General features: G+C 61.6%; 24 protein-coding genes. 10 read left to right on the top strand and 14 right to left on the bottom strand.

Annotation, left to right across the window (positions count from 1 at the left end; all coding sequences use genetic code 11):
- The first annotated feature begins 141 nt into the window (after positions 1-141).
- Positions 142-351, top strand: a complete 210-nt coding sequence (locus VFE81_RS09445; RefSeq protein ID WP_325044341.1) for a DUF1059 domain-containing protein — start codon at positions 142-144, stop codon at positions 349-351.
- 89 nt (positions 352-440) lie between these two features.
- Here VFE81_RS09445 and VFE81_RS09440 read toward each other — a convergent pair whose 3' ends face one another.
- Positions 441-761: a DNA-binding protein gene (locus tag VFE81_RS09440; protein WP_074282059.1), complete on the bottom strand. Its 321-nt coding sequence runs from the start codon at positions 759-761 to the stop codon at positions 441-443.
- Positions 762-1,145: 384 nt separating this feature from the next.
- Here VFE81_RS09440 and VFE81_RS09435 point away from each other — a divergent pair, with 384 nt between their 5' ends.
- Positions 1,146-1,988 carry an SAM-dependent methyltransferase gene (locus VFE81_RS09435; RefSeq protein ID WP_325044340.1) on the top strand — a complete coding sequence of 281 codons (843 nt, stop codon included), beginning with the start codon at positions 1,146-1,148 and terminating at the stop codon, positions 1,986-1,988.
- Positions 1,989-2,029: 41 nt separating this feature from the next.
- Here VFE81_RS09435 and VFE81_RS09430 read toward each other — a convergent pair whose 3' ends face one another.
- Both VFE81_RS09430 and VFE81_RS09425 read right to left on the bottom strand, forming a co-directional pair.
- Complete coding sequence (locus tag VFE81_RS09430) at positions 2,030-2,584, bottom strand: DUF1415 domain-containing protein (protein WP_325044339.1); 555 nt, start codon at positions 2,582-2,584, stop codon at positions 2,030-2,032.
- A gap of 85 nt (positions 2,585-2,669) precedes the next feature.
- Entirely contained in the window at positions 2,670-3,311 is a 642-nt protein-coding gene (locus tag VFE81_RS09425; RefSeq protein WP_325044338.1) for a TetR/AcrR family transcriptional regulator, read from the bottom strand.
- Between the two features lie 154 nt (positions 3,312-3,465).
- Here VFE81_RS09425 and VFE81_RS09420 point away from each other — a divergent pair, with 154 nt between their 5' ends.
- Together VFE81_RS09420 and VFE81_RS09415 are read left to right on the top strand one after the other, a co-directional pair.
- Entirely contained in the window at positions 3,466-4,749 is a 1,284-nt protein-coding gene (locus VFE81_RS09420) for an MFS transporter (RefSeq protein ID WP_325044337.1), read from the top strand.
- A 186-nt stretch (positions 4,750-4,935) separates the two neighbouring features.
- Entirely contained in the window at positions 4,936-5,529 is a 594-nt protein-coding gene (locus VFE81_RS09415; RefSeq protein WP_325044336.1) for a nitroreductase family protein, read from the top strand.
- Between the two features lie 166 nt (positions 5,530-5,695).
- Here the strand turns inward: VFE81_RS09415 and VFE81_RS09410 are convergent, their stop codons facing one another.
- Positions 5,696-7,171, bottom strand: a complete 1,476-nt coding sequence (locus VFE81_RS09410) for an MFS transporter (RefSeq protein WP_325044335.1) — start codon at positions 7,169-7,171, stop codon at positions 5,696-5,698.
- Between the two features lie 190 nt (positions 7,172-7,361).
- Between VFE81_RS09410 and VFE81_RS09405 the strand changes: the two genes are divergently transcribed.
- Entirely contained in the window at positions 7,362-8,612 is a 1,251-nt protein-coding gene (locus VFE81_RS09405; RefSeq protein ID WP_325044334.1) for an Hsp70 family protein, read from the top strand.
- A 111-nt stretch (positions 8,613-8,723) separates the two neighbouring features.
- On the opposite strand, the gene VFE81_RS09400 is transcribed toward VFE81_RS09405, so the two are convergent.
- Positions 8,724-8,927 (bottom strand): cold-shock protein, encoded by a 204-nt coding sequence (locus tag VFE81_RS09400; protein ID WP_325044333.1) that lies wholly within the window; start codon positions 8,925-8,927, stop codon positions 8,724-8,726.
- A 532-nt stretch (positions 8,928-9,459) separates the two neighbouring features.
- On the opposite strand from VFE81_RS09400, the gene VFE81_RS09395 reads away from it, so the two are divergent.
- The gene (locus tag VFE81_RS09395; protein ID WP_325044332.1) at positions 9,460-11,055 is read left to right on the top strand and encodes an APC family permease; all 1,596 of its coding nucleotides are present in this window, start codon (positions 9,460-9,462) and stop codon (positions 11,053-11,055) included.
- Between the two features lie 141 nt (positions 11,056-11,196).
- Here the strand turns inward: VFE81_RS09395 and VFE81_RS09390 are convergent, their stop codons facing one another.
- The 7 genes from VFE81_RS09390 to VFE81_RS09360 all read right to left on the bottom strand — a co-directional run bounded on the left by VFE81_RS09390 (position 11,197) and on the right by VFE81_RS09360 (position 17,309).
- A complete protein-coding gene (locus VFE81_RS09390; protein ID WP_325044331.1) occupies positions 11,197-11,982 on the bottom strand; it encodes a class III extradiol ring-cleavage dioxygenase in 786 nt (261 codons plus the stop codon).
- A gap of 137 nt (positions 11,983-12,119) precedes the next feature.
- Positions 12,120-12,719 carry a UbiX family flavin prenyltransferase gene (locus VFE81_RS09385; RefSeq protein ID WP_325044330.1) on the bottom strand — a complete coding sequence of 200 codons (600 nt, stop codon included), beginning with the start codon at positions 12,717-12,719 and terminating at the stop codon, positions 12,120-12,122.
- A 49-nt stretch (positions 12,720-12,768) separates the two neighbouring features.
- Positions 12,769-13,080 (bottom strand): Grx4 family monothiol glutaredoxin, encoded by a 312-nt coding sequence (gene grxD / locus VFE81_RS09380; RefSeq protein ID WP_012434475.1) that lies wholly within the window; start codon positions 13,078-13,080, stop codon positions 12,769-12,771.
- A 115-nt stretch (positions 13,081-13,195) separates the two neighbouring features.
- The gene (prmC, locus tag VFE81_RS09375) at positions 13,196-14,038 is read right to left on the bottom strand and encodes a peptide chain release factor N(5)-glutamine methyltransferase (protein ID WP_325044329.1); all 843 of its coding nucleotides are present in this window, start codon (positions 14,036-14,038) and stop codon (positions 13,196-13,198) included.
- Positions 14,039-14,044: 6 nt separating this feature from the next.
- Complete coding sequence (gene prfA, locus VFE81_RS09370) at positions 14,045-15,127, bottom strand: peptide chain release factor 1 (protein WP_325044328.1); 1,083 nt, start codon at positions 15,125-15,127, stop codon at positions 14,045-14,047.
- A gap of 122 nt (positions 15,128-15,249) precedes the next feature.
- Positions 15,250-16,536 carry a glutamyl-tRNA reductase gene (hemA, locus tag VFE81_RS09365; RefSeq protein ID WP_325044327.1) on the bottom strand — a complete coding sequence of 429 codons (1,287 nt, stop codon included), beginning with the start codon at positions 16,534-16,536 and terminating at the stop codon, positions 15,250-15,252.
- Between the two features lie 62 nt (positions 16,537-16,598).
- A complete protein-coding gene (locus VFE81_RS09360) occupies positions 16,599-17,309 on the bottom strand; it encodes a response regulator transcription factor (protein ID WP_325044326.1) in 711 nt (236 codons plus the stop codon).
- A gap of 225 nt (positions 17,310-17,534) precedes the next feature.
- On the opposite strand from VFE81_RS09360, the gene VFE81_RS09355 reads away from it, so the two are divergent.
- The 3 genes from VFE81_RS09355 to VFE81_RS09345 are packed head-to-tail and all read left to right on the top strand — an operon-like array spanning position 17,535 to position 20,280.
- A complete protein-coding gene (locus VFE81_RS09355; protein WP_325044325.1) occupies positions 17,535-17,789 on the top strand; it encodes a hypothetical protein in 255 nt (84 codons plus the stop codon).
- Between the two features lie 19 nt (positions 17,790-17,808).
- Entirely contained in the window at positions 17,809-19,623 is a 1,815-nt protein-coding gene (locus tag VFE81_RS09350) for an aminopeptidase P family protein (RefSeq protein ID WP_325044324.1), read from the top strand.
- 33 nt (positions 19,624-19,656) lie between these two features.
- Positions 19,657-20,280, top strand: a complete 624-nt coding sequence (locus VFE81_RS09345; RefSeq protein WP_325044323.1) for an HAD family phosphatase — start codon at positions 19,657-19,659, stop codon at positions 20,278-20,280.
- Positions 20,281-20,350: 70 nt separating this feature from the next.
- Here the strand turns inward: VFE81_RS09345 and VFE81_RS09340 are convergent, their stop codons facing one another.
- Complete coding sequence (locus VFE81_RS09340; protein WP_325044322.1) at positions 20,351-21,472, bottom strand: DUF748 domain-containing protein; 1,122 nt, start codon at positions 21,470-21,472, stop codon at positions 20,351-20,353.
- 127 nt (positions 21,473-21,599) lie between these two features.
- Between VFE81_RS09340 and VFE81_RS09335 the strand changes: the two genes are divergently transcribed.
- On the top strand, positions 21,600-21,797 hold the full coding sequence (locus tag VFE81_RS09335) for a hypothetical protein (RefSeq protein WP_325044321.1): 198 nt from the start codon (positions 21,600-21,602) through the stop codon (positions 21,795-21,797).
- Here the strand turns inward: VFE81_RS09335 and ettA are convergent.
- On the bottom strand, positions 21,776-22,784 hold a 1,009-nt coding region (ettA, locus tag VFE81_RS09330), incomplete at its 5' end, for an energy-dependent translational throttle protein EttA (protein WP_325044320.1). The genes VFE81_RS09335 and ettA overlap by 22 nt on opposite strands.

The raw sequence follows: 22,784 nt of genomic DNA, 5'->3' as shown, positions 1-22,784 counted from the left end.
CAATCCGCGTCTTCCCAGCGTCAAACTAACCCGCCGTTTTCATTCCGCCCGACGTTGCCAATGCTGCCACGTCGCGGCTCGCGACGTGGTCTGCGCGTGCGGTTCGTTGGGATATTTCGACGTTTGATCAAGGAGACTGCTATGACTCGCAAATACATCGACTGTCGCGAGTTCCCGAGCGAAATCAATTGCACCGTTGCCCTATCCGCCGACAGCGAGAGCGAATTGCTCGACGCGGCCGTGCAGCATGCCGTGACGGTGCACAAACATACGGACTCGCCGGAACTGCGCTCGCAACTGAAGACGCTGTTTCATGAAGGCACGCCGCCGGTCGAGGCGCCGCGTGCGTGATTCGTCGTCCTTTCCTTGAGGATTGGGTTGGCTGATCAGTTCGAGCGGCGGCGAGCCGCTCGCGCTGGTCTCGGTGTTAACCGGGCATCCTAGCCGGGATAAGCCTCGTCCACCTTCAGGCCGGCCAGCTTGAAAATGACCCGCAGCGTTTGTGGTTTGATGTCGCGGCGCGAAGCAAGCGTCGTCATCACGAAGTCGAGCACTTTCGCGTACTTGAGCATCGTCAGGCATGTTTCCATGTCGACGCTGCCATCGCGCATGACTTCGGCTAGTCGCAGCATTTCGGTGGAAATATCGCGCGCCATTTCCAGTTCGAGCTGCTGCTTTTCCGACCACGCGGGTGCCGCGGTGAGCTTCGCCAGCATTTCCTGAAATTTCTGTTCGACGTTTCCGTTGGGTACCGTGTCCATTGCTGCCTCTTCTATTATCCAGGCGCGCGTCCGTTTGATATCGCGGCGCGCTGCTGGTTACGTAACGTTCGGTCCGTGTTCCGGGACCGTCCTCCCCACATGCATTCGGTTCGCGTGATCGCAGTCACGGCCGGCAGCCTGTTGTTATGCGCGACGCGGCTTACGCCATCGTATGAGCCGGCCCGCAAGATGCTCTCAAGCCACGCCGAAAACGTCCCGCATACCGCTTTTTGAGCAGGAAGTGTTCCAGGTTTGTGGTGTTTCTCGCATGGTCGATGCAGCTCCTTAGGTGAGCGGCCTGCGCTTTGGGTAAACTGGCAGCAACTTTTCCTTTTTTCCGTCATCTGTCGCACGTTCGCGTTGCAATCGATGGCGGTCCCCACGATGTCCAGCAAAACCCACGAAATCCGTCCGAACCAATCCGTCGAACTGTTGAAGGAGCTTCATATCCTGACGCGCGACGGCAAGATGAACCAGGACAGCCGTCGCAAACTGAAGCAGGTCTACCACCTGTTCCAGTTCATCGAGCCGCTGCTGAAAGACCTCAAGGACCAGCAGGGCGCGGTGACGCTCGTCGACCATGGCGCGGGCAAGTCATACCTAGGTTTTATCCTGTATGACCTTTTCTTCAAGGAGTTTCAGGACGCTGCTGGTGGTGCTTCGCACATTTACGGCATCGAGACGCGCGAGGATCTCGTGACGAAATCCGAGGCGCTGGCCGACCGGCTGGGCTTCAAGGGGATGTCGTTCCTGAATTTGTCGGTGGCGGAGTCGATTACGTCGGAGCGTTTGCCGGCGCAGATCGATATCGTGACGGCGTTGCATGCGTGCAATACCGCAACTGACGACGCGCTCCGGTTTGCTCTGGAAAAGCACGCGAAGTACATCGTGGTCGTGCCGTGTTGCCAGGCTGAGGTGGCCGGGGTTTTACGGCAGAACAAAGGTAAATCGCTGGGAAATGCTTTGACCGAGATATGGCGGCATCCGCTGCATACCCGGGAATTTGGAAGTCAGATAACCAACGTGCTGCGCTGCCTGCAACTGGAAGCGCATGGCTATCAGGTGAGTGTGACTGAGCTGGTCGGCTGGGAGCATTCCATGAAAAATGAACTGATTATTGCCCAGTTCAAGGATCTGCCGAGGCGGCGACCGACCGAAAGGCTTAATGAAGTGATGGAGACACTTGGGATCGAGGCGCTGAAAGACAGGTTCTTTGTTACCGCCTGATCTGTCCTGCGGCGGTGGCATTTTCGTAGCCACCGCGTGAACTACATTTTCATCAGTTCATTCCAGCCTTTAAGACCGATTCGCCGAAGGGTCTCCTGATTCCGCTCATAAATATCTTCCGCATCGGGAAAAGCCTGAACCGCCCGTTCAATACTATTCTCGCGAAGCAGATGAAAAATAGGATAGGGCGCACGATTCGTATAATTCTCGATATCGTCGGGCTCACTGTCTTCAAACTGATAATGAGGATGAAAACTGGCAATCTGAATAATGCCTTCCAGCCGAAGTTGCCTGATCATTCTTTCAGCAAAAAACAGGCAATCGTTATAGTCGAGAAAATCGCCGAGCGCCTGCGGTAAAATCAGAAGCGTGGTATCCACCGCTTCAGGATTCGCCGCGACCAGCGCCTGAATCTCGGTTTCGAGATCGGTTAAAACCCCTTCCATATCCACAGCGTCGCTAACTGCGTAGCGAATCTGCCCCTTCACATGCACGGCCTTGGCAAAAGGGCACAGATTGAGCCCAATCACAGCCTCCGTTAGCCAATGACGAGTGGCGGCGATAACAGCATCATGAGATTCGGCAGACGACGACATGGCAAGCAGCGAAAGGGGAAAGTGTCATTCTAACGGCGCGGACCGGCACCGACTCGCGCCCAACCGCAACAGGGCGGCAAAAACCTTAACGAGTCGGCGACTCGCCGCACGCCGCGGCAATCAATTGCGCCGCCATCTTCGGCGCGACAAGAATCGGCCCGCAGCCTGGGCCGTAGGTCTGGCTGGCCGCGTACACGCCTTCGATCATCAAACCCAACCCGTTAGCCAACGCTACGGGGTCATCGGCGCCCGCCGCGGTCGTCAGTTCCAGAAGCCGCGCCATCAGCCGTTCCTTGTTGCGAAACACGAATTGCCGCGCCGGGTGCGTCGCGTCGGGAAACTCCACCGATACATTCACGAAAGGACAGCCACGGTAGTCGTCGATCGATGCACGCACCGCCAGGTCGTCGAAATATTGCTGAAGCTGCTTCGCGGGCTCGCCCGGATGCTTCGCAAAGCTCTTCTCCACGTAACCGAAGAACTGTTCGTCCTTTTGCTCCAGATATGCCATCACCAATTCGTCCTTCGACGAAAACTGGCGGTACAAACTCATCTTGTTCACGCCCGCGCGTTCCACGACCGCATCGACGCCGACCGCACGCACGCCCTCGCGATAAAACAGTTCGTCCGCGGCGCGCAACAGATGCTGCTGCGCCTGCGGGCCGGCTGTCTGCGCGCCACGCGCGCGCCGAGCACCGGCTGGTTTGAGGGTTTCACCGTCGGACATGGAATACCACCTGAATTAAATTGACGCCTTGACATGTTACCGACTGGTCACTAATATCGCAACACTCATTGTGACTGATCTGTCACAAGTCCTTTACCGAAGTCGTAACAATGCGAGCGGCGCGGCCTGCAGGCAGGCGTCGATTGGAGAACTGATGAACTGGGCAGCGAGACTGATTGGCGGACGTTTTCACTACGGCTGGTTGACCGTAGCGGTGGTGTTTCTGGTGTTGCTGGCGGCGGCCGGCACGCGCGCCACGCCGAGCGTGATGATGGTGCCGCTGGAGCATCAGTTCGGCTGGAGCCGCGCGACGATTTCGCTCGCGATCTCCGTGAACATTGCGCTCTATGGCCTGATGGGGCCGTTCGCGGCCGCGGCGATGCAACGCTTTGGCGTGCGTCCTACTTTGCTGATCGCGCTCGGCACGATGGCGGCGGGCGTGGCGCTGTCGTCGCTGATGACGCACCCGTGGGAGATGATTCTGATCTGGGGCGTGATGGTCGGCGGCTCGACGGGGGTGGCGGCGCTGTCGTTGTCCGCGACGGTCGTGACGCGCTGGTTCACCACGCATCGCGGCCTCGTGATGGGGATTCTGACCGCCAGTTCGGCGACCGGCCAACTGGTGTTCCTGCCGATGCTTGCGGCCATCGCCGAGCATTACGGCTGGCGCCAGGTGGTGTGGGTCGTCGCGGGCGCGGCGGCGATTGTTTTGCCGCTGGTCGCGTTTCTGTTGCCGGAGCGGCCCGCGGATATGAAATTGCGCCCGTTCGGCGAACCGGCCGACGCGCCGATCTCCGCTTCAGTGACGAAGCAGAACCCGCTGGCCATCGCCTTCGGCACACTCGCCATGGCGAGCAAGACGCGAGATTTCTGGCTGCTGTTCTTCAGTTTCTTTATCTGCGGCGCGAGTACCAACGGTTACGTCGGCACGCATTTGATCGCGATGTGCGGCGACTACGGCATGACCGAAGTGCAGGGCGCATCCTTGCTCGCCGCCATGGGCATCTTCGATCTGTTCGGTACGACGCTGTCGGGCTGGCTGTCGGACCGATTCAATAGCCGCGTGCTGCTGTTCTGGTACTACGGCCTGCGCGGTTTGTCGCTGATGTATCTGCCGCACGCGTTCGGCATCGATTTCTTCGGTCTGCCACTGTTCGCGGTGTTCTACGGTCTCGACTGGATCGCCACCGTGCCGCCCACCGTGCGTCTCGCGACCGATGTCTACGGCAAGGAAGCGGCGCCGGTCGTGTTCGGCTGGGTGGTCGCCGGCCACCAGCTCGGCGCGGCTTTCGCGGCGCTCGGCGCGGGCATGCTGCGCGCGAGCCTCGGCACGTACACGGTGGCGTCGATGATTTCGGGTGGTTTGTGCCTCGTTGCCGCCGTGATCGTGCTACGGATCAACCGGCCGGCCAAGTTGCCGGAGCCGCAGGCGGTATAAAGCCGCGCCCCTGCGCAGGGTGACCAAAGCGAACCAGCGCAAACGGCCTCATACGAGGCTGTTTGCCATTGCAGCCGACGTAAAAAGTAACTGCGCACTTGTTGGAGCGCGAGCGGCTCAGCCCGGTTATGCTATGAGACCCCGGGCAGCCGCCCGCCGATCATGAATTTCGACCGAGAGAAGCGCATGACCAACAAACCCGCCCCTACCGCAGTTGCCATTCACGAGCTGATTGCAGGTCGCTGGAGCCCGCGCGCGTATTCGAGCGAGCCGGTGAGCCGCGAGGATCTGCATTCGGTGCTCGAAGCGGCACGCTGGGCGCCGTCTTCGTATAACGCGCAGCCGTGGCGTTTCCTCGTATTCGACCGTAGCGTCGATGAAGTCTCGTTCAAGCAGGCTTTCGCCACCCTGGTGCCGTTCAACCAGGGCTGGAATGCGCCGGCGCCGGTGCTGATCGCGGTGACCACGCACACGCTCACCAACAAGGGCGAAGTGAACCGTTGCGCGCCGTACGACGCGGGTGCCGCGGCGATGGCGCTGGTGCTGCAGGCGCACGCACTGGGTCTCGCCGCGCATCAGATGAGTGGTTTCGATCCGGCCGCGTTCCGCACGGCGTTCAAGCTGCCGAACGACGTTGACGTGATCGCCATGATTTCGCTCGGCCATTACGGCGACGTCGATAAGCTCGATCCGGTGCTGCGCGAGCGCGAGAAGTCGGTGCGTCAACGTCTGCCGCTTGCCGACATCGCTTATGGCGGCGGCTGGAAGAAGGCGTTCTGAGCGTCTTGCAGCTTGGGTGGTTACAAAAACGCGCGGCGCTGACCGCGCGTTTTTTTATTCCACATTGTCCGCGTCGCTTTAAGGTGGGTGGTTCGTCCCCTGTCGGCCATGTCGCTCAAGGCGCTTGATTCAATCAGCGCCCTCCACGTCGCTCGAAACGCGCCGTTCATTCCGCGTCGTCCGTGACGCTCGAAAGCGGCGCGGCGACATTCTCGAGCGACTTGCGCTCCGCATCCACGCCCCATATCGCAGCGATCACCGCGGCTGCGAGCATCAGCCCCGAGCCGACCAGGTAGCCCAAAAACACTTCGCTGCGCTGATGCGTATCGATCAGCCGGCCGAAGAACGCCGGGCCGATGATGCCGCCCAGCGCCGTGCCGAATGCGTAGAACACCGCGATCGCCAGCGCGCGGATTTCCAGTGGAAACGATTCGCTAACCGTCAGATACGCCGAACTCGCCGCCGCCGAGGCGAAGAAGAAGACCACCATCCACGCAATCGTCTGCGTCACGACGGTGAGCATGTGCTGCTCAAACAGGTAGCCGCTCAGCGTCAGCAGAATGCCGGACAGCGCGTAAGTCGCAGCGATCATCTTGCGCCGCCCGATGACGTCGAAGAGCCGGCCGAGCACCAGCGGTCCAAGGAAGTTGCCGAGCGCGAACGGCAACAGATACCAGCCAATGTGGTCGCCCGGCACGTTGTAGAAATCGGTCAGCACCAGCGCATAGGTGAAAAAGATCGCGTTATAGAAGAACGCCTGCGCGGTCATCAATGAGAGGCCGACCAGCGCGCGCCGTCGGTGCACATTGAACAGCGTGTGAAACACCTCGCGCAGCGGCGTATGTCCGCGCGCTCGCAGTTTTAGTCGCGTGAGGTCGTCGTCGGAGAGTGCATGGCCTTCGCTGCGAAGGCGCGTTTCGATGCCTTCGACGATCGAGCGTGCATCGCGTTCGCTGCCGTGTGTGAGCAGCCAGCGAGGACTTTCGGGCACCCAGATGCGCATCGGCAGAATCCCCAGCGCCAGCACCGCGCCGATGAAGAAACAGGCGCGCCAGCCCCAGTCGCCCGGCAATAAATTCGGATCGAGCAGGATCAGTGAACCCGCCGCGCCGATTCCCGCGCCGACCCAGAAAGTGCCGTTGATGCCGAGATCGGTCCAGCCGCGCACCCGCGCCGGCGTGAATTCCTGGATCGTCGAATTGATCGCCGTATATTCGCCGCCGATGCCCGCCCCCGTCAGAAAGCGAAACAGCAGAAAACTGGTGAGATTCCACGACAGCGCGGTTGCCGCGGTGGCGGCCAGATACAGTGCGAGCGTGATGAAGAACAGCTTGCGACGGCCGAGCCGGTCGGTCAGCCAGCCGAAGCCGAGCGCGCCGAGCACGGCGCCGGCAATGTAGGCGCTGCCGGCGAGACCCACGTCGGCGTTGGTAAAGTGCAACGCCTGGCTAGACTTCAACGCACTTGCCACAGCGCCCGCCAGCGTCACCTCAAGACCGTCCAGCAGCCACGTTACGCCCAGCGCGACAACGATTAGCGAGTGAAAGCGCCCCCACGGCAAACGGTCGAGCCGCGATGGCAGGTCGGTTTCAATGACGGCGGCGTTTTTCTCGTGGACAACGGCGGTAGGCGGCGCGCTCATTGCTGTTAGTCTCCTGATTGTCGAAAATTGGCGGCGTATCCTGTCGAATTCAGCAATTTTTGTTCCGTCGAGCGGGCTTGGGACATTGTTGCGGGCGTCCCGGAAAGCGTCAGTTGATGCTGATTGGGCTTTCGTGATACAAAGCCGCTCCCCTTTCTGTCCGCGCCAGCCGTGAGCGGCGATTCCTGCCATGAACTATTGCGCGATTGATTTCGGTACTTCCAATTCGGCCGTAGCCGTCCCTGACGGCGCTGCGCTTAGGCTTGCGCCGGTCGAGGGCGCCTATACGACGCTGCCGACTGCCGTCTTTTTCAACACCGACGAGGACACCCGCGAGTTCGGGCGCGCGGCGCTGGCGGCGTACATCGACGGTTTCGACGGCCGTCTAATGCGCTCGATGAAAAGTATTCTCGGCTCGCCGCTCGCCGAGAATTCGACCGATCTCGGCGACGGCTCAGCGATCAAGTACACGGACATCATCGCGATTTTCGTCGACCATCTGAAGCGCTCGGCCGAAAAGAGCGTCGGCGGACCGATCAGCCGCGCCGTGTTGGGCCGCCCGGTGTTCTTCGTCGACGACGACCCGCGCGCGGACCAGATGGCGCAACAGCAGCTCGAAGCCGCGGCGCGTTCAGTCGGTTTGCGGGAGATCCACTTTCAGTATGAGCCGATCGCGGCCGCGTTCGACTACGAATCCCATCTGACGGAAGAGGGGCTCGTGCTGGTGGCCGATATCGGTGGCGGTACGTCGGACTTTTCGCTGGTGCGGGTGGGGCCGGAGCGGGTGACGCGCGTCGAGCGGAAAGACGACGTGCTGGCCCACCACGGTGTGCACGTTGCAGGCACCGATTTCGACCGTCGTGTCGAACTGGTGACGATCCTGCGCGAACTCGGCTACCAGACGCTCGACCCCGAAGGCCGCGAGATTCCGAGCCGTATCTATTTCGACCTGGCGACCTGGCACCTGATCAATACCGTCTACGCACCGAAGCGCGTCAGCGAACTCGCGCTCATGCGGCATCTGTTCATCCAGGCCAAACATCACGATCGGCTGATGCGCGTCGTGGAGCGCCGCTTGGGGCATGCGCTCGCGGCCCACGCGGAAGAGGCGAAGATCGGCGTGGCGGCGGGTGGCGAGACCGTGATCGACCTCGACGAGGTGGAAGACGATCTGCGCCTGGCATTCGACGAAGCGCAACTCATCAAGGCCGGTCACGACGAGACGCAGCGCATCGTGCAGGCGGCACGCGATACGGTGCAGGCGGCCGGCGTCGCCCCGCGTGACGTCAACGCGATTTATTTCACGGGCGGCTCCACCGGATTAGCGTTTCTATCGAGTGCATTGGCGGCGGCATTTCCGGATGCCAAAGCGGTATTCGGCGACCGTCTTGCCAGCGTTGCGACAGGTCTCGGTATTCACGCGCGGCGTCTGTTCGGATAACCAGACTAACCAATTGCATACTGCGGAGATAATCTCCGTATGCAATGGCGATGGATATAAAAAAACCCCGCCGAGGCGGGGTTTTTTGCGTCCAGAAGGAAGCGTGCTTGCTTACGCCGGCTTGATGTTAGCAGCTTGCTTGCCCTTCGGGCCCGTCTTCACTTCAAACGTAACCTTTTGGTTTTCTTGCAGTGTCTTGAAGCCTTCCGAGCGGATTTCCGAGAAATGCGCGAACAGATCTTCGCCACCGCCGTCCGGCGTGATGAAGCCAAAGCCCTTTGCGTCATTGAACCACTTGACGGTACCGGTTTCCATATTACTTGTTCCTAAAGATGGTAAATAAGGCCGAAGCCCAATGGGTGCGCATGAAAATCAAGGAAGGGGTAATGGGACCAACCGGAGTACCGTTGATGGGCGAACTACGAAAGACCAATTCACTCGCCGCTTGAAATCCTGCCCGAACGTTATACGGCCATTTGGGGCGAAGGTCAACACTCGGATCCCAACTTTACAAAATTTTGATGGATTGGCGTAAAAATTGCTTACAAAGCTTGCTATTCGCCCAAGAATTTTGCTAGGGAGAACCCTTAGTTTCGCTGCAACGAGGGGGTGCAACCGTTAAACTACGCGCCGCGCGTCGGTTGCACCTGATCAGATTGGGCCGTCGCGTATGCATGCGCGTCACCCCGTCTCCAGCGCCACAAGCGTTGTCACGCGGTGCCACATGGTTCTGCTGCAACTTGCATGGGACCGGAGTAAGTGCCACAGCCTTCACTCTGGCCGAAATACGGTGTATGGGACCAGAGTAAGCGCTAAAGCGCTAATTCTGGTCGACACAGGAGAGGATGTGAAAAGTTCTATACAACGGAACATTGGGCCGGTCGCGCTATTGCTGACCGGCTTGGGTTCGATCATCGGATCGGGCTGGCTGTTCGGCGCGTGGAAGGCTGCAAAAATTGCAGGGCCGGCAGCCATTTGTGCATGGGTCATTGGGGCAGTCGTGATTCTCGCGATCGCATTGACCTACGCAGAACTCGGCGCGATGTTCCCTGAGTCCGGCGGCATGGTGCGCTACGCGCGCTATTCGCATGGTGCACTGGTCGGTTTCATCAGTGCATGGGCCAACTGGATCGCCATTGTCTCGGTAATTCCAATCGAGGCTGAAGCATCCATTCAATATATGAGTACGTGGCCGTATCCATGGGCGCATGCGCTATTCGTGGACGGGTCATTAACGACCACCGGGCTATTGCTGTCCGCAGCGCTCGTGATCATTTACTTTCTGCTGAACTACTGGGGCGTGAAACTGTTCGCGCGCGCCAATTCGGCAATCACGATCTTCAAGTTCCTGATTCCGGGTGCGACGATCCTCGGCTTGATGCTGACGGGCTTTCACAAGGAAAACTTCGGCGAAGCGAGCACCTTTGCGCCGTACGGCTGGTCGGCTGTGCTGACGGCAGTCTCGACGAGCGGTATCGTGTTCGCCTTCAACGGTTTCCAGAGCCCGATCAACCTCGCGGGTGAAGCGCGCAATCCGGCCAGGAGCGTACCGTTCGCGGTGATCGGCTCGATCCTGCTGGCGCTGGTGATCTACGTGCTGCTGCAGGTCGCGTATATCGGGGCAGTGAGCCCGGGCGACGTGATGAAGGGCTGGAGCCACTTCAACTTCGCTTCGCCGTTCGCCGAACTGGCGATCGCGCTGAACCTGAACTGGCTGGCTATCCTGCTGTACGTCGACGCGTTTGTCAGCCCGAGCGGCACCGGCACGACCTACATGGCCACTACCACCCGCATGATCTACGCAATGGAGCGCAACAACACGATGCCGAAGATGTTCGGTAACGTGCACCCGTTCTACGGCGTGCCGCGTCAGGCGATGTGGTTCAACCTGCTGGTGTCGTTCATTTTCCTGTTCTTCTTCCGCGGCTGGAGCTCGTTGGCGGCGGTGATCTCGGTCGCGACCGTGATCTCGTATCTGACCGGCCCGATCAGCCTGATGGCGCTGCGCCGTGCGGCGACGGATCTGGAGCGCCCGCTGCACATTCCCGGCATGAAGATCATTGCGCCGTTCGCGTTCGTGTGCGCGTCGCTCATCCTGTACTGGGCAAAGTGGCCGCTGACCGGCGAAATCATTCTGTTGATGGTCGTCGCGCTGCCGGTGTACTTCTACTTCCAGGCGAAGTCGGGTTTCGGCGGCTGGGGGCGTGACCTGAAGGCCGCATGGTGGCTCGTGGCCTATCTGCCGGTGATGGCGACCCTGTCGCTGATCGGCAGTAAGGAATTCGGCGGCCGTGGCGTCCTCCCGTATGGCTGGGACATGCTGGTGGTGATCGCGTTCTCGCTGGTGTTCTACTACTGGGGCGTGCGTAGCGGCTATCGTTCGGACTACCTCGAAGAGCGTCAGACGCACGACGAAGTGCTCGAAGGCATGGGCGCGCATTAGATTGCTGCGCTGAGTCTTCCGCCGGATCATCTTGATCCGGCACGGTACGAAAAAAGCCCGCCTGGTTGTTCAGGCGGGCTTTTTTGTTGGCTGCGTTCATATCTTGTTTCGGCGTTCCGACGGCACGGGGTTGGCGTTGAATCAGGCAGTGCCGAACACGTAATTCGTCATGGCGAGCGACCGCTGGTAGGTTCCAAGCGACTGGATCGCCAGCGAATAATCGTCGTCAGCCGCGCCCAGCGCCGCGAATACGGGCAGCAGGTGCTCGTCGGTCGGATGCATCAGCACGGCGTGCGGCGCCTGACGGCGGTAGTCGAGCAACGCGTCGATGTCGTGCGCGGCGAGCTTTGCTTCGAACCAGTCGGTGAATTCGGCCACGCGCGGGTCGGCGTCTTCTGGGCGTGCGGAAAAGTCGGCCGCGCGCAGGTTGTGCGTGATCTGGCCCGAGCCGATCACCATCACGCCGTCGTCTTTCAGCGAGCGCAGCGCGCGACCCACGCGGAAGTGATGGGTGGCATCCAGATGCGGCTGGATCGACAACTGCGCGACCGGCACATCGGCTGCCGGGAACATCAGCAGCATCGGTACCCACGCGCCGTGGTCGAGCCCATGCGGCTGGGCGTTGGCGAGGATGCCGTGTTCGCCGAGCAGCACGGCGGCACGGCGCGCCACATCGGGCGCACCCGGAGCCGGATATTGAATCTCATACAACTGACGTGGGAAACCGTAGAAATCGTGGATGGTTTCCGGTGCGGGGGAGCTGCTCACCACCGGCTGCGCCGTGCCCCAGTGGGCCGACAGCATCAGCACGGCTTCAGGACGCGGCAATTGCGCCGACAGCACGCCAAATTCAGCGGACGGCAGGGAAGGGTCGATTGGCAGCGTAGGTGCGCCGTGGGAAAGGAAAAGCGACGGTAAGCGATTCATGGCAGCAACGCCGCCGCAGGAATGCGGCGCGGAAGTGAGGTTGCTATCAATATAGGTCCGTACCGACGTTTGATAAACGGGTGAAAACGGAATTGATTGTGTCGTGGGTGTTATTAATCGACATCCCGCAGCGCGTGTTATTCCTGCGGCCCGCGCAATCCTTGCCAAGCCGGCGACAAAGCAGGCCCAAGCGCGAAGAGATCCAGCACACGCGCCACCGTGTGATCGACCATTTCGTCGATCGAGGCGGGGTGGTTGTAGAAGGCAGGCAAGGGCGGGAAGATCACGCCGCCCATTTCGGTGACGGCCGTCATATTGCGCAGATGCGCGAGATTGAACGGCGTTTCGCGCACGAGGAGCACAAGCCGGCGGCGCTCTTTGAGCGTGACATCGGCGGCGCGGGTGATCAGATTGTCGGAAAAGCCATGCGCGACGCTGGCTAGCGTCTTCATCGAGCAGGGAGCGATCACCATGCCATCGGTCGCAAATGAGCCGGACGCGATGCTCGCGCCGACGTCGCGCACCGAATGGACGACATCCGCTAGCGGATGCACGTCTTCTTTGCTCAACTGGAGTTCGTGCTGGATATTGAGCCACCCGGCGCTCGAAATCAGCAGATGGCTCTCGACGCCGCCAAGCCTGCGCAACGTCTCGAGCAACCGGATGCCGTAGATGGCGCCGGTTGCGCCGGTGATCGCGACGATCAGCCGGCGTGGCGCCGCAGCGCGTGTTTCCATGGCTCGCGGCGCCTTATCAGAGGACAACAATCGTTCGGGCAGCGGCCGCTTAAGCCGCGGCGAACAGCTGCTGGAGTTCGCCCGATTCGTACATTTCCATCATGATGTCCGAGCCGCCGACGAATTCGCCCTTCACGTAGAGCTGCGGAATGGTCGGCCAGTTCGAGAATTGCTTGATGCCCTGGCGGACTTCGTCGTCTTCGAGCACGTTGACGGTTTTGATTTCGCCGACGCCGCACGCCTTCAGAATCTGGATGGCGCGGCCAGAAAAGCCGCACATCGGGAACTGAGCGGTACCCTTCATGAAGAGCACGACGTTGTTTTCGTCGACGATTTGCTTGATGCGTTGTTGCGTATCCATGACTGACCTTGCGGTTCCGTTATGTGTAGGGAATAGGCTGAAATGATAGCGGATTTCGGTACGACCGGCCGAGGGCCGCTTTGTCACCCTCGGCGATTGAGGCCATTCATCGAGATCAGCCGGGCCACAGGCCGCCGCTGATTCGTTCGATGCCGGCCAGATCCTGCTCCGAGCGGACTTGCTTAAAACCTTGCGCCGTCAGCAGGTCGCGCACGGTTTCCGCCTGATCGTACCCGTGTTCGATCCACAATACGCCGTTGGCGGCCAAACGTGTCGGCGCCCCAGCGACGATCGCGCGGATCGCGCTGAGTCCGTCGGCCTCGTCGGTGAGTGCGCCGCGCGGTTCGAAGCGCAGATCGCCTTCCGACAGATGCGGATCGCCGCTCGCGATATACGGCGGATTGCTGACGATCACGTTAAAGCGCAATGCTGCGTCGAGCGAGCTGTACCAGTCGCTTTGCTGCAATACCACGGCGCCGCCGGGGCGTCGGGTATCCAGCAGACGTGCGGCGTTGCGTGTGGCTACCGCCAGCGCTTCGGCGGAACGGTCCAGCGCCCAGACCTGTGCCTCGGGCCGCATCGACGCAATGGTCACGGCAATCGCGCCAGTGCCGGTGCCGAGATCGAGCACGCACGGCCGCGCGATGTTGTCCATTGCCGCCAACGCCGTTTCGACCAGTAATTCGGTTTCTGGACGTGGAATCAGCACGTCCGGCGTCACTTCGAAATCAAGCCCAAAAAACTCGCGCGCGCCGACCAGTTGCGCCACCGGCTCGCCGGCGACACGCCGCGCTTCCAGCAACCGGTATCGCTTAACTAGCGTGCCGTCGAGCGTTTCATCGCTGCGCGTAATCAGTTGCGTATGCCGCCAGCCGAGCACGTGCGTGAGCAGAATCCGCGCTTCGAGCGACGGCAGTGGCGAGGCGCGCAACAGCGCGGCGGGCGTGACCGGATCCATCCGCGCTTAGTCTGCGTCGCCCAGCGATGCCAGCAACTCGGCCTGATGCTCGCTGACCAGGGCCGCGATCAGTTCGTCGAGATCGCCGTCCATGAGTGCGTCGAGGCGATACAGCGTCAGATTGATTCGGTGATCCGTCAGCCGCCCTTGCGGGAAGTTGTAGGTGCGAATCCGCTCCGAGCGATCGCCCGAGCCGATCAGGCTCTTGCGCGTCGCGGCTTCTTTCTGCTGCTGCTCGTGCGACTGCTTGTCCTTGATGCGCGCGGCCAAAACCTTCAGCGCACGATCCTTGTTCTTATGCTGCGACCGGTCGTCCTGACATTCGACGACGATACCCGTCGGCAAGTGCGTGACGCGCACGGCCGAGTCGGTTTTGTTGATGTGCTGCCCGCCCGCACCGGACGCGCGGAATGTGTCGATGCGCAGATCGGCAGGATTAATCTCGACCTCACCGATTTCGTCCGCTTCCGGCATCACCGCGACCGTGCACGCCGACGTATGAATGCGACCCTGCGTTTCGGTGGCCGGCACGCGTTGCACGCGATGGCCGCCCGACTCGAACTTGAGCTTGGAATAGGCCGCTTCGCCGGCGATCCGTACGATCACTTCCTTGTAGCCGCCCAGATCCGATTCGCTCGCCGACATCATCTCCACTTGCCAGCGATTGCGCTCGGCAAAGCGCAGGTACATGCGCAGCAAATCGCCCGCGAACAGCGCCGATTCGTCGCCGCCTGTGCCGGCACGGATTTCGAGGAAGATGTTGCGGTCGTCGTTCGGGTCTTTCGGCAGCAGCATTTTCTGCAATTCGGCGCCGAGTTTTTCCATCCGCTCGCGCGCCGCGCGAATTTCTTCTTCCGCGAAGTCGCGCATCGACGCGTCCGCCAGCAGCTCCTGCGCGGTCGCCGCGTCGTTCATTGCGTGGCGCCACAGTGCGTAATGCTCGACGACCGGTCCGAGCTCGGCGTGCTCACGCGTGAGCTTGCGGTATTGGTCGAGATTCGAGGTGATGTCCTCGCGGCTCAACAGGTCGTTCAGTTCGGCCAGCCGGGTAGTGAGCTGGTCGAGCTTGCGTTGCATGCTCGTTTTCATCGGACGGGTATCGGAGCGGACTCCGGCAAAGACGACGACTAGGGAAGTGGGCAGATGCCCTGGTCAGAAGCACGTCGCGGGCCACACGGGGTGGCGCGGACGATGCGGCAGTGGCTGCGCCGCTAACGCTCCGTAGAACCGGAGTGTTTGTAGAAGCCGCTCATCAGTTCGATGAGCGTGTCACGGTTCTCGCTGCTCGCGCGATTGAGCGCGTGCGTGGGGCCGTGGATCAGTTTGTTGGTGAGCGATTGCGACAGCGCTTCGAGCACCGCCGCTGGGTCGTCGCCGCGCGCGAGCATTTTCTGCGCGCGTTCGACTTCGGCGCGACGCAGCACGTCGGCTTGCGTATGCATGTGACGGATCACCGGCACGATGCTGCGCGCGTCGAGCCATTGCATGAAATTCTGTACACGCGTTTCGATGATCGCCTCGGCTTGGGCGACCGCGGCTTGCCGCGACGCGTTGCCTTCGCGCACGATCACGCCGAGGTCGTCGACGGTGTAGAGAAACACGTCTTCGAGCTGGCCGACTTCGGGTTCGATATCGCGCGGCACGGCCAGATCGACCATGAAAATCGGCCGGTGGCGGCGCGCTTTCACCGCCCGCTCGACCGCGCCCAGACCGATGATCGGCAAGGTGGAAGCGGTACACGACACGATGATGTCGAACTCATGCATGCGCGTGGGCAGTTCCGAGAGCGGAATGGCCCGGCCGTTGAAACGTTCGGCGAGACGGGTGCCGCGCTCGGCGGTGCGGTTTGCGACCACGAGTTCGCGTGGCTGTTGCGCCGCGAAGTGCGTGGCGCACAGCTCGATCATTTCGCCCGCGCCGATGAACAGCACACGCTGGTTCGAGACCTTGTCGAAAATCCGCTGCGCAAGCCGTACGGCTGCGGCCGCCATGGAAACCGACTGCGCGCCGATTTCGGTCGTGCTGCGCACTTCTTTCGCAACGGCGAAGGTGCGCTGGAACAACTGGTTCAGATAGGTGCCGAGCGCGCCGGCTTCAGACGCCGTGCGCACCGCATCCTTCATTTGTCCGACGATTTGCGTCTCACCGAGCACCATCGAATCGAGGCCCGATGCAACGCGGAACGCATGGCGCACGGCTTCCGACTGCGGCAGCGCGTACACATGCGGTGCGAGTTCGTCGATAGGCAGGTTGTGGTACTTCGAGAACCACTGGATCGCGGCTTCACGCGCGGCCTGGTCGTCGGTCGCGCAGTAGAGTTCGGTGCGGTTGCAGGTGGACAGAATCGCCGCTTCCGGCGCCGTGCGGGCGGTGCGGCCGAGCCAGATGCTCTTGAAGGTGTCCAATGCAGGCTTGATCTGTTCGAGCGGAAACGCCACGCGTTCGCGCAAGGCGACAGGCGCAGTGTGGTGATTGATTCCGATCGTTAGAAGCTGCATATGGGGAGCTATGGTTTAGCCCAATATTATAGCGTTTTCACCATTCTTACATTGTGCGCGCGTCATTCGGCCTCTACAACGGCCTCTGGCGGGATTGCGTCGAGCTGATAGCCGTAGCCGTAAAGCGGTGTCAGGCAATAACCGTGCTCGGGGCGCAATTGCAGTTTGGTCCGCACGCGCGATGCATGCGTGTCGACGGTGCGCGACCTTACGTCGCGGCGGCGTGTCCAGACGGTTTCGAGAATATGCGCGCGCGACACCGGCCGCGACAGATTGGTAAATAGCAGCAACGCAAAGCGGAATTCCTTCGGCGTCAGGGCGACGGTGTGGCCACGGAATGTGACGGCGAAGCGCCCCGCGTCGAACGCATAGCCGCCGATCGCGTCGAGCCGCCGGTTGGGTGGCCGCCGCAGGCCCGCGCGTCGCAGCAGTGCGTCCACGCGGGCCAGCATTTCCGGGCCGCGGACCGGTTTGGTCAGGCAGTCGTCGGCACCGGCGTGCAGCGCGGCAACAATCTGGCTCTCGCGTGGCTCCGACAGCAGCACGATCACCGGTAAGCTTGGCAGGATGGAACGGGCGCGTGGGATCAGGTCTTCGGCTGAATGATCGCCGGCCCAGCTGGCAGTGATGAGAAGATCGAAGAATTCGTCGGCGGCGCGATGCAGGAACGGGGCGCTCGCGGTGAAGTGCTGGCACATATGGCCGCCGGCAAAGATCAGCCGGCCGACTAATGTGGCGTGCCGAAGGTCCGGCTCGATAAGGGCGATTCGCATGGCGCGCTTTCAGCCTGGCAACAATCAAGGACCGGGATTCTCCGTAAGGCTTACAGCTTGCCTAACATCACCCCGACCCCTAAACTCAACCGCTATGCGGAAAGCGCCGTGCTGAACCTCTATAGTTAATGAGACAAAAATGCTAGCTGCCCAAACCTCCGGCGCCCATGAGACGAATCTGAAACTGCGCGGGACGAATCCGAAACCGCGCCAGACCCGCCGCTAATGGGGTGGCCTGGAATCCTGGTGCTGGGTGCGGTGATAGGCCTGGCGGGGTGGCGGCTGCACCCGCTGCGCCGTTCGAGCCGCGCCCAATGGTGGGTCGCGCTACTGGCCGGCTTGCTGGGCGCGAGTGTCGCGCGGATGGCCGGCAACGTGGTTGGTCTCTTTCATGATGGCGGTATGCTCGAATGGCCGGTATGTACCGCCATCGCGCTGCTCGCCGTTGCCGTGACGGTCGGCTTGCTTTCCCGTCGATGAATACTTGCAGGTGACTCTGATGAATGCCCGACTCCCCGAAACCTCCTCCATCCCTGAACGGCTCGCGACATTACGCAATGCCATGGCACGCGAAGGCGTAGCCGCTTATCTGGTGCCGTCCGCGGATCCACATCTTTCCGAATATCTACCCGGACGCTGGCAAGGCCGGCAGTGGCTGTCGGGTTTTACCGGCTCGGCCGGCACACTGGTCGTGACCGCCGATTTCGCCGGCGTATGGACCGATAGCCGTTATTGGGAACAAGCCAACGCGCAGCTAGCCGGTACCGGCGTTCAGCTGATGAAAATGACCGGCGGCCAGCAGACCGTGCCGCATTTCGAATGGCTTGCGCAGAACGTCGCCGCCGGTGGCACGGTCGGCGTGGACGGCGCAGTGCTCGGTGTGTCGGCGGCGCGTGCTTTGAGCCAGGCGCTCACCGCGCACGGCGTGACGCTGCGCACCGACGTCGATCTGTTCGACGTGATCTGGCCGCAGCGTCCGTCGCTGCCCGCCGCCGCGGTGTTTGAGCATGCCGCTCCGCACGCGAGCGTCGCCCGTTCCGAAAAGCTCGCGCAGATTCGCCGCGCGATGGCGGAAAAGGGCGCGCAGTGGCACTTCATTTCCACGCTCGACGACCTTGCATGGCTTCTGAATCTGCGCGGGGCCGACGTCAGCTACAACCCGGTGTTTGTGGCGCACGCGCTGATCGGTCAGGAGAGCACATCGCTCTTCGTCGCCGACGGCAAGGTGCCGCAAGCGTTGGCCGATGCGCTCGCGCGTGACGGCATCAGCGTCGAGCCATATGCAAAGGCGGCCGATGCGCTGGCCGCGTTGCCAGCCGGCAGCACGCTGCTGATCGACCCGCGCCGCATTACGTATGGCTCGCTGCAGTCGGTGCCGTCCACGGTGAATGTCGTCGAGGCGGTTAATCCGTCCACGTTCTTCAAGTCGCGCAAGACCGAGGCGGAAGCGGAGCACGTGCGCGAGACGATGGAGCAGGACGGCGCGGCACTCGCCGAATTTTTCGCGTGGTTTGAAGGCGCCTTGGGCCGTGAAACGATCACCGAACTGACGATCGACGAGCGCCTGACGGCAGCCCGCGCGCGCCGTCCGGGCTTCGTGTCCCTGAGCTTTGCGACGATCGCCGGCTTCAACGCGAACGGCGCGATGCCGCACTACCGCGCGACCGATGATGCGCATCTGGTGATCGAGGGTAATGGCTTGTTGCTGATCGATTCGGGCGCACAGTATCTGAGCGGCACGACCGACATCACCCGCGTCGTGCCGATCGGCACCATCAGCGAGGCACAGCGGCGCGATTTCACGATCGTACTGAAAGGCACCATGGCGCTGTCGCGCGCAAAATTCCCGCGCGGCATCCGTTCGCCGATGCTGGACGCGATCGCCCGCGCGCCGATCTGGGAAGCCGGTGCCGATTACGGTCACGGCACCGGTCACGGCGTGGGCTATTTCCTGAACGTGCACGAAGGCCCGCAGGTGATTTCGCACTACGCGCCGGCCGAACCATGGACAGCGATGGAAGAAGGCATGATCACCTCGGTCGAGCCGGGCATTTACCGGCCGGGCAAGTGGGGCGTACGGATCGAGAACCTGGTGCTGAACGTGCCCGCGGAAAAAACCGAGTTCGGGGATTTCCTCAAGTTCGAAACGCTGACGCTGTGCCCGATCGACACGCGCTGCCTTGACCTGTCGCTGTTGCGTGACGACGAGCGCGCATGGCTCAACGCGTATCACGAGATGGTGCGCGCACGCCTGTCGCCGCATGTGTCGGGTGAGGCCAAAGCGTGGCTGGAGCTGCGCACACAGCCTATCTGATCGCGTCGCCACGACCTTACTGACGGAGAGTGCATGGCCATCAAGGCAGTCGTGTTCGATTTCGGCGGCGTGCTAATCGACTGGAGCCCGGAGTATCTGTATCGGCAGTTGATTCCGGACGAAACGGAGCGCCGCTGGTTTCTGACCCACGTCTGTTCGATGGACTGGGTGGTCCGTCAGGACGGCGGCCAGCCAATCGCCGAGGCGACGGACGAACTGATCGCGAAGTTTCCCGATCATGCACCGCTGATCCGTGCGTTTTACGAGCGCTGGCACGAGATGGTGGCCGGCGTGCTGGAAGAGGGTGTGGCGATCATGGAGAAGCTTGAAGCCGCCAATGTGCCGCTTTTCGGGCTAACGAACTGGTCGGCGGAGACGTTTCCGTATGCGTGGGAGCACTTCCCTGTGCTGCGGCGGTTCAGGGACATCGTCGTATCGGGCAGCGTGAAGCTGGTAAAGCCTGATCCGGCGATCTTCGCGGAAATGCGTCAGCGGATCGAGGCGCAACTGCCGGGTATCCAGCCGGACGAACTCGTCTTCATCGACGACAATCCGAAAAATGCCGAGGCCGCGACGGCGCTCGGCTGGCATGGCGTGCATCATGCGGGCGCCGCGCAAACCGAAGCGAAATTGCGCGAGCTAGGGTTGCCGGTTTAAGCGCGGGACACCGGTTAAAGCGGCGACGCGGCGCGACTTCGCTTTAACGGCGCCGCCGGCCTCGGCCCGCCTACTGACCAAGCAGATTTTTCAACGCGTTACCCAATCCTTTCACTGTCTCCCCGGCGCCCTTCGCCACGCCTTCGACGCTCACGCCCGTCGCTTTCGCAAACCCGGCGCCGAGGCGCGTCATCAGACTTTCCTGTACCGAAAACTTCGGATCGCGCAAATTCCCATCCAGCACGAAATGCAGCGTGATGTTGCCGTTGTGCGTCTTGAGCGCGGCGATGGCGGCTTTGGTCGGGATCGACATAAAGGTGTCGAGCGGGTTGTCGCTGTCGGCGAGTTGCAACTGGTGGATCGTCACCGTGCCAGGTGCGTGCAACTGATAGTTGCGCACCGTCGAGTCGACCGTGAGGTCGACCGTGCCGCCCGTCACTTGCGCCTTTGCGCCGGTTTTTTTCAGCAGGTACGGATCGAGCATCACGACATCGACGTCGCGTAGTTTGCTGGTGGTCTGCGAATCCTTGCTGGCGATCTTGATCCACCCGTCGAACGAAACGGTGCCCGTGTGCGTCGGACCCTTGATCGAACCGGAGACGCTGACATTGGTCGGTTCGCTGAGCGCGGGCAATTGCAGATGATCGACCGTCGCGTTGGCGTTGCTGACGGTCACTTTGAATGCCGGCGGACCGACCGTCATGTCGTAGAAATGAAAGTTGCCTTGCTCGAAGCTGATGTGGTCGACCAGCTTTTCGCGGGGAGCGGTCGCTGCTACGCCGCTGGCTTCTTCGTCGGACTTGTCCACGGATTGCCGCAGATTCGGCAGCAGGCGGATCGCGCCGTCCTTGGTGCGCAGCACTGCGATGTCGAAGCCGCGCACCACTACGCTACGAATATGCATGCGCCGCGCGAGCAGATCGCGAATATCGGGCGTGAGCGTGATTTCGTCGGCACGTAGCGGATCACCGGCAGGCCAGCCGGGCGGCGCTTGGAGCAGAACGTTGGTGAGATGGACTGAGGTGAGGCCGACCCGGATGCTTTCCGCGCGGCCTAATGGACCGAGCGCCGCAATCACCCGCTCTTTGACTTCGCGCTGTGCGAACTGCAGCGCACCGACCGCAACGACGATCAGCACCAGCAGCACGCCGCCTATCGCAATGGCCCAGCGCTTGCCCTTGGACATCGCCATGCTTGCCTCCTCGTCGCCGTGCTGTGCGCGGCGTGGATGTGATTGGCCTGAGCGTGCGCCGGTTGGACGCACATCTGTTTGATATGGCGTAGTTACCGCATCCCGCCGGGACGACGTGCATCCCGCCGTGGCACGCAATGCGTGTGCCCTGAAAAGCAAATCGACCGGCAAATCGACCGGCAAATCGACCGGCAAATCGACCGACCAGGCGGTCAATCAAACGGTCAGCAATCCTGTCAGCAAGAAAACGACCAGCAAAACGGCCCGCTCATCGAAAGACGAGCGGGTCGCAAAGCTCGCGATTTATCGCGCGATCGGCTTGTAACGCAGACGCTTCGGACGTGCAGCTTCTTCACCGAGGCGCGCGCGCTTGTCCGCTTCGTATTCCTGGTAGTTGCCGTCGAAGAACGTGATTTGCGAATCGCCTTCGAATGCGAGGATGTGCGTCGCGATCCGGTCGAGGAACCAGCGATCGTGCGAGATCACCATGACGGAGCCGGCGAACTCGAGCAACGCGTCTTCCAGCGCGCGCAGCGTTTCGACGTCGAGGTCGTTTGACGGTTCGTCCAGCAGCAGCACGTTGCCGCCCGCGATCAGCGTCTTCGCCAAATGCAGCCGGCCGCGCTCACCGCCCGACAGATTGCCGACGGTCTTCTGCTGATCGCCGCCCTTGAAGTTGAAGCGGCCGATGTACGCCCGCGAAGGCGTTTCGTACTTGCCGACCGTCAGCACGTCCGCACCGCCGGAGATTTCTTCGAACACGGTCTTCGAGCCATCGAGTGCATCGCGGCTTTGATCCACGTACGCAAGCTTGACCGTCGGGCCTTGCACGATCTCGCCCGAATCCGGTTGTTCGCGGCCGGTCAGCATGCGGAACAGCGTTGACTTACCGGCGCCGTTCGGCCCGATGATGCCGACGATTGCGCCCGCCGGAATCTTGAAGCTGACGTCGTCGAGCAGCAAACGGTCACCGTACGACTTGCTGACGTTCTTGAACTCGATCACTTCATTACCGAGGCGATCGCCGACCGGGATGAAGATTTCCGAGGTTTCATTGCGCTTCTGGTAGTCCTGGCTGTTCAGTTCCTCGAAGCGGGCAATACGCGCCTTCGACTTTGCCTGACGGCCTTTCGGGTTCTGGCGCACCCACTCCAGCTCCTTCTTGATCGCCTTCTGACGAGCCGATTCCGACGACTCTTCCTGTTTCAGGCGCTCTTCCTTCTGATCGAGCCAGCTGCTGTAGTTGCCCTTCCAGGGGATGCCGTGGCCGCGGTCGAGTTCGAGAATCCACTCGGCGGCGTTATCGAGGAAG

The organism is Paraburkholderia sp., assembly GCF_035656215.1.
Lineage (GTDB): Bacteria > Pseudomonadota > Gammaproteobacteria > Burkholderiales > Burkholderiaceae > Paraburkholderia.
The sequence above is the reverse complement of the archived record's forward strand: the minus strand, read 5'-3'. Positions and strand labels throughout refer to the sequence as shown.